This window comes from Nocardia vinacea NBRC 16497 (assembly GCF_000308835.1).
GTDB lineage: Bacteria > Actinomycetota > Actinomycetes > Mycobacteriales > Mycobacteriaceae > Nocardia > Nocardia vinacea.
On record NZ_BAGN01000007.1, the window covers coordinates 68,648 to 75,941 of the forward strand.

Here is a 7,294-nt window from a genome sequence, read left to right on the forward strand (position 1 = left end):
CCGTTTCGCTGCCGGATGTCGGACGGAGGTCAAGGACGCTCTTGTTTGGTTTCCTCGATGATCCAGACCGCGATCTGAGCGCGTGAGGTGAAACCGAGTTTGGTCAGGATGTGTTCGACGTGGCCTTCGGCAGTGCGTTGCGAGATCACCAGTTTGGCGGCGATCTGCTTGTTGCTGAGTCCTCGGGCGACCAGGTCGGCGACCTGCCGCTCACGCTTGGTCAATTTCGCGGATGTACGCACCGTATCGGCGGGCTGTTCCCCGAGTGCGTACGCGACAGCAGCCCCCATACCCATCGCCCGACCTTGCTCGACGGCCGCGTCGAATCCGCGGGTGCCGAGTGCACGGCGCGCTATCCGCTCACATTCCTCATGGAAGCGCGACATTTCCGGGAAGACAGCTCCAACGCTGCTTCCCACGAGCCAGATTCCCTGCGCCGCTCCCAGCAGCACAGCTGCGCGATCCGCGTTGCCCTGGTCGGCAACAGTCCACGCCAGCGCCTCCAGACTGAATGCGTTGAGCACCGGGCTATTCGGCCGTCGGTTTACTCGCAGCGCTTCCAACAGCAGCTGTTGGGCATTGTCCCGTTCACCCTGCTGCCATGCGGCCACGCCCAAGCCGCGTAGCGCCGCCGAACGCCAGAGCAGTTCGCCCCGGGCTTCGGTGATGGCAAAAACTCGGCGGTAACAGTCGCTCGCTCGAGCCACGTCGCCGCGTAGTTCGTATGCCCAGCCGAGGATGGTCAGACTACCGATGCGAAGTGCCTGCGTCCTGTCCGAACCGAGCATCTCGACGTCATGTTCAAGGGCGGACAGTATGTTGGCTGTTTCGCCGCTAGCCAGTGCGAGAATGCCGGCCGCGTAGGTGATCCGCGCCTGGATCGCAGCGTCGGGGGCCTGTTGGGCCAGCGCTCGTCCCTCTTCCAGAAGGGCGGCCGCGGACTGGAAATCGCCCTGTGCCGCGGCCAGTTGGCAGTCGACGCAGAGCGCCTTGATGCGGTCGGGTACCGGTTGCCCGCCGGGGTGGGCGAGAACGCGATCGAGCCAGGATCGACCTTCGCCGAACAGGCCGCATAAGCTCCAGAAATCGTAGAGTGCGGCAGTGGTGCGCAGCCCTGCTTCAGCTGCTTCCTCGGTGTGCTCGGACAGGCAGGATTCGAGCGCCTCGCGCAGGTTGGGCAGCTCGCGTTCGAGCCGGGCGATCCAGTCGAGTTGCCGGTCGCTGATCCACTCGGCTTCCGCGTCCAGCGCCAATTGCTGGTACCAGTCGCGGTGGCGTCGGCGCAGCTCGGTGTCTTCGCCGAACTCTCGTAGCTTTTCCCGGCCGTAGTCGCGAACGGTCTCGAGCATCCGGAAACGCACGACGGTCTCCGATTCCTCCCGGACCAGGATCGACTTGTCCACCAGGGAGGACAGCACATCGAGTGGGGTGTCCGGTGCCAGGTCTGTGCCACATACCTGCTCGATGGCGTCGAGTTCGCAGCTGCCGGCGAACACCGACAGCCGGGCCCACAGCCGCTGTTCGGTTCGGGTGCACAACCCGTAACTCCAGTCGATGCACCACCGCAGGGTCTGCTGCCGCTGCGGCGCGGTGCGACTGCCACGGGTGAGCAGCGCGTACCGGTCGGTCAGCCGAGCCAGGATCTGCTGCGGCGACATCGTGCGCATTCGGGCCGCCGCCAGCTCGATCGCCAGCGGCAGCCCATCCAGATGGGCGCAGATTCCGGTGACGGCGGCCCTGTTGTCCTCGTCGAGCTCGAAGCCCGGCACTGCTGCCGCGGCGCGGTCGGCGAACAGCGCCACCGCGTCGTAGCGGGGCAGCCCCGCTACCGTCGGCTCCAGGTCGGGCTCTGGGACGGTCAGTGGTGCAACTCGCAGTACCGTTTCCCCGGCAATGTTCAGCGGTTCGCGGCTGGTGGCGAGAATCCGCAGCTCCGGACAGGTCCGGAGCAACGTCTCGGTCAGCTTGGCCACGGCCTCCACGACCTGCTCGCAGTTGTCCACAACGAGCAGAGTTTCTCGCGGGCTCAGGAAGTCGATGAGAGCCTCGAGCAGCGGACTGGCCGACTCGTTGCGCACGCCGAGGGTGGCTGCCACCACGTCGACCAGCAGCGCCGGGTCGGACAGCTCGGCCAGTTCGATCGACCACACACCGTCGGCGAAACCGCGTCGTGCGCTGGATGCGGCGCGCAGCGCCAGTCGTGTCTTGCCGATGCCTCCGGTTCCGGTCAACGTCACCAGCCGCGCGCTCGACAGCAGATTCTTCAGCTCCGATACCTCGGTACGCCGATCGATGAAACTGGTCAGCTCGAGCGGCAGATTGCCACTGTGGTCCCGAGTAGCCGCTGTCGGCTTACGCCGTGCCCGCATCGGTGGCTTCTGGTCGGGATGCTCGAGATCCGGTTCGCTCTGCAGCGCCATCTCATCCATCGAGAACCCGTGGCGCTGCTGCAGTTGCCGAAGTGTCTCCCCCAGCGCCGCCGCCGACGGCCGCTCATGGCGGTCGCGGCTCATCGCCTTTTCCACCACCGCCGACACGTCTTCGGGGATACCGTTCTCCCGCAGGTCGGGCAATGGTTGGGTGGTGATCCGGACAAACTGCGCGACCATGTTCTCACCGCTGCGACGCTCGAACGCGGCATGCCCGGTCAGTGCACAGAACAGGGTGGCGGCGAGTCCATAGACATCTGCGGCCGGGGTCGGATCGTTCCCCTCGAGCACCTCCGGTGCGGTGAATGCCGGTGATCCGGTGACAATGCTCGCCGTCGTCTCGAACCCACCGGCGATGTGCGCGATACCGAAATCGGTCAGCGCTGGTTCACCGTAGTCGGTGAGCAGAATGTTCCCCGGCTTCACGTCCCGGTGCACGATACCGAGCCGATGGGCGCTCTCCAGCGCACCGGCGATCTTCACCCCGATCTGCAGCACCCGCTCCAAAGGAAGCGGACCATTCTCGCGGATCCACGCGTCCAGGGAATCCAGTGGGTGATAAGGCATCACCAGATAGGGCTGTCCGCTCTCGGTGGTACCGGTCTCCAGCACGGTGACGATGTTCGGATGCCCGGTCAACCGGCCCATCGCGCGCTGCTCCCGTACGAACCGCGCCTGATTATCTCCGTCCAATTCCGCGGTCAGAACCTTTACCGCGACCGCCCGGTCCAGCGCCGCCTGCGTGCAGCGATACACCACACCGAAACCACCGCGTCCGATCTCCACTGCGTCCTCGAAACCAGCAGTGGCCAACTCGGCCGTAACAGGCGTCATCGCGTCACGGCGCGTCCGCAGCGGATCATCATCGGTCATCGGTCGGGTGTGATCAAACCAGCATCTCTCCGGATACCGGGCAATATGCACTCACCTTTCGCTAATGCCCAGCGTATCGCCGAAAGCATCCACGGATCAGTAACGAGTAGTGCCTCTCGATCGGGCGGGCCTTCTTCTGGCCGGGAAGATCGGCCCGAACCGGGACTGGGATGCTCAGGCTGTTCAGAGACCCTGGAAGCAGAAGAGGATAGAGATGAGCTTCGTGACCAAGCGTGTTCTGCGGATCGCCCTACCCTTCGCAATGGCCGGCGCGACACTACTGATCGGTGCGGGTGCTGCCGCTGCCGATGACTGGCCCTCGGACGGCGGTGGCGCACTCCAGGTCTATGAGACCAAGGACTTCGCGGTCCAATCCGATCCCGACTATTGGAATCCGCTGTCCGATCGGAACCGGTTGACCTCACCGTTCGGCACCAGCACCCGGATCGTTTGCACCAGCTTCCATGGCGTACAGCAGGATTGCTGGCAAGCAGACCTCGACGGCAACCCACATAAGCTCGACATCGCCCCACTCGACGTGCCATACGCGGGCTCCAGTCAAACCGGCCACTTCGGGCCCAAGCATTACGTCTATCCGAGCTGATCCCACCGCCGCACCGTCGCCACAGACACAGGCCCCGCCCGGTACCTCTCGACCAGGCGGGGCCTTCTTGCGCTATCCAGCAGGATCACGACCAGGGATTTTATGCCCGCGCATTACTTGCGTTGACATTTAATGCGTGTGCATATAAGTTACCGAACGTGACTATGACAGCTACCGCATCCGAGACCCGGACCGCCGCATCTACCGAGCACACCCCGGGCCGTTGGGGTCCGAAGTTGTGGGCCGTGCTGTTCGTCGCCGGTTTGGCGATGTTCCTCGACGCACTCGACGTCTCCATGGTCGGCGTCGCCCTCCCGTCCATCGGATCCGAACTCGGCCTCAACACCGAGAGCCTGCAGTGGATCGTCAACGGCTACATCCTCGGCTACGGCGGCCTGCTGCTGCTCGGTGGCCGAGCCGCCGATCTGCTCGGTCGTCGGCAGGTATTCCTCACGGCCCTGGTGGTTTTCGGGCTCGCGTCACTCGCGGGCGGTCTGGTCGACAACGGCGCGCTGCTGATCGCCAGCCGCATTATCAAGGGCGTCGCCGCCGCATTCACCGCACCTGCCGCACTCTCGATCATCACCACCACCTTCAAGGAAGGTCACGACCGCAACCGCGCGCTGTCGATCTTCACGGTCTTCGGCGCCACCGGTTATGCCTCCGGCCTGATCGTCTCGGGTCTGCTCACCGGCGTCGACTGGCGACTGACCTTCTACGTCCCGGTGCTGGTCGTCGCGGCCGTGGTGGTCACCGCCTACTTCGTGGTGCCGCGCAATATCGAGAAGGAACAGGGGCGCATCGACTTCGCCGGTGCCGCACTGCTGACCGGTGGCATGCTGGCCGCCGTCTACACCATCGTCACCGCACCCGAAAAGGGTCTCACCGCAACGGTTGTCGCGACCGCGGTAATCGCCGTCGCCCTGCTGAGCGCGTTCTTCGTGGTGGAGAACAAGGTGGCCCACCCGCTGGTGCGGCTGAGCATCTTCAAGGTGAAGTCGATCGTGCGGGCGAACCTGGCCGCGCTGGCCATCTTCGGCTCCTACATCAGCTTCCAGACGATCGTGTCGCTGTACCTCCAGAACACCCTGGGTTGGGCGCCGCTGAAGATGGCGCTGGCCCTGGCTCCGACGGGCATTATCGTTGCGATCCTGTCGCCGGTCGCGGGCAAGCTGATCGACCGCTACGGCACCACGCCGATGATCATCGCCTCGATGACCTCGTTCGTGATCGGGTACGTCTGGTTCATCTCCTTCGGCGGTAGCGCCGACCCGACCTACGTCGTGGACTACCTGCCCGCGTTCCTGCTGCTCGGCCTGGGCTTCGCGCTCGGCTTCTCCTCGGTCATGGTGCAGGCCACCGAGGGCATCGCCGACCACGAGCAGGGCTTGGCCTCGGGGCTGGTGCAGACCTCCGGTCAGATCGGTGGCGCGGTCGTGCTCGCCGTGGTCACCGGGCTGATCAGTGGTGGCGCCGCCACCAGCATCGCGCAGTACCGGCCGGGTCTGTACCTGGTTACCGTGGTAGCGCTGGTCGGGCTGATCGCCTCGGCCACCGCGCTGCTGGCCCGTCGTCAGTTGGTCGCCGAAGCGGCCTGACCGTAGCGAGCGAACGGCCCGTAACCGGGCGAGCCAGTCACCCCATGGGGGTCGCCAAATTGCGACCCCCATTCGGCGTTTTCGGACATATCGTGCGCTGGGCCACAGTATGATCGGAACATGCTGCGCGGCAAGGATTTCGATGCGAATCACGCATTCGGCGAGGTCGCGCGCCACTGGCAGGGCTTGGTACACGGCGATTTCGGTGTTAACTTTGATCCCATGTCTTCGAGCCGTCCGACCGCACTGCGGGTCACCTACGTGACCGCCGCACTCGGTCTGCGACTGCCGTTGACTCGCGAACTGTGTTGTTCCTGCTGCAGCTGAGCCGCTCTTTCGGCTCGTGCGCTGCCCCGCCGCCGCACGTGTAGGCACGTCCCGGGTACGGGACTTCAGCAAGGAATCTTCATATGTCCCTCACCCTTGATCGATCCGCCTCCAGGGTCGTAACCGGTCGTGTCCGTGTCCAGCGCCCCGTCGTCGCGCCGGAACTCCGCATCGCCGACAATCCGGCCGCAGCCGTGCTGCGCGCCGCGACCGGCGGTCCCGTTTCCCGTGACAATGCCGCGCGCACAACGGGTTTGAGCATCGCGACGGTCAACCGCCAAGTCTCGGCGCTATTGGCCGCCGGACTGCTGCGCGAGCGTCCCGACCTGACCGCATCGGGTGCGGTCGGCCGTCCGCGGGTGCCGTTCGAAATCGACCACGAGGCCTATCTGACCCTCGGCATCCACATCGGCGCCGCGGTCACCAAGATCGTCGCGGCCGATCTGCGCGGGCGCATCCTCGGTGGGCTGGCGATCGCGACGCCGCAGACCGGTCAGGACTTCGCGACCACGACCGTCGCGCGCAGCGCCAAGGCCTTCCTGCAGCGCTGGCATCGGCGCAAACCGCTCTGGGCCGGTGTGGCTATCGGTGGACGGGTCGATTCCGCGACCGGTGTCGTCGATCATCCCAAGTTGGCTTGGCAAGGGGCGCAGGTCGGTTCGGTGCTCGGCGAGGTGCTCGAGCTGCCGATCTCGGTTGCGCCGCACGTCGAGGCGATGGCCGCGTCGGAACTGCTGTTGCCGACCGGTGAGCCGCGTGGGACTGGTGGTCCCGGCAGCAGCCTGTACTTCTACGTTCGCGAAACCGCCGGTATCGCAGTGACCTTGGATGGCCGCGTGCATACTCCCAGCAGCGGCCCCGGTTCGATCGCGCACTTCCCGACCGGCTCCGATGTCGAATGCACCTGCGGACGGCGCGGCTGCCTCGAGGTGACCGTCGGTGATCGGTCGCTGCACGCCAGAGCCGTTGGGCGCGGGATCATTCCGGCGCACAAGGGCACCGGCGGTACCACCATCGCCGACCTGTACCGCGCCGCCGAGGCCGGCGCGGCGGATGCGCAGGAGTTGCTCGCCGAGCGCGCCACCATCCTCGGACACACCGTCGCGATGGTCCGCGACATGCTCAACCCGGACCGGGTGATCCTCGGCGGCCAGGCCTTTACCGGCTACCGCCCCGCGGTCGCCCACGTCGCCCGCGCCTTCACCCAGTCCTCCCAACTCCCACCGACCGACATCCGCATCAGCGGATTCGGCGGCAAGGTCCAGGAATTCGCCGCGGTGGTCACCTCACTCAGCGCCATCTACGCCGACCCCCTCGCCGCCATCCGCCGCACCACCCTGACCGACTAGTCGCCGACCATAATCGACCGGCCACTGGGATGCCTCCGGTGGCCGGTCGATTGCGTTGTGCCCCTGTGCATAGCGCTGTTGTATTCCGCCCAGCCCCGGTCAATCGCGCGGAAG

The 7,294-nt window shown here is 65.8% G+C and carries 5 protein-coding genes; 4 read left to right on the top strand and 1 reads right to left on the bottom strand.

What is annotated here, in order from left to right; genetic code table 11:
• Nucleotides 1–29: 29 nt before the first annotated feature.
• Complete coding sequence (locus ON44_RS01615) at nt 30–3,302, bottom strand: protein kinase domain-containing protein (protein WP_040685947.1); 3,273 nt, start codon at nt 3,300–3,302, stop codon at nt 30–32.
• Nucleotides 3,303–3,525: 223 nt separating this feature from the next.
• Between ON44_RS01615 and ON44_RS01620 the strand changes: the two genes are divergently transcribed.
• From ON44_RS01620 to ON44_RS01635, 4 genes are all read left to right on the top strand, one after another.
• The gene (locus tag ON44_RS01620) at nt 3,526–3,906 is read left to right on the top strand and encodes a hypothetical protein (RefSeq protein ID WP_157187022.1); all 381 of its coding nucleotides are present in this window, start codon (nt 3,526–3,528) and stop codon (nt 3,904–3,906) included.
• A gap of 164 nt (nt 3,907–4,070) precedes the next feature.
• A complete protein-coding gene (locus ON44_RS01625) occupies nt 4,071–5,504 on the top strand; it encodes an MFS transporter (protein WP_051181312.1) in 1,434 nt (477 codons plus the stop codon).
• A gap of 120 nt (nt 5,505–5,624) precedes the next feature.
• Nucleotides 5,625–5,831: a hypothetical protein gene (locus ON44_RS01630; RefSeq protein WP_040685950.1), complete on the top strand. Its 207-nt coding sequence runs from the start codon at nt 5,625–5,627 to the stop codon at nt 5,829–5,831.
• An 83-nt stretch (nt 5,832–5,914) separates the two neighbouring features.
• Nucleotides 5,915–7,180: an ROK family transcriptional regulator gene (locus tag ON44_RS01635; protein WP_051181313.1), complete on the top strand. Its 1,266-nt coding sequence runs from the start codon at nt 5,915–5,917 to the stop codon at nt 7,178–7,180.
• The last annotated feature ends 114 nt before the right edge of the window (nt 7,181–7,294 follow it).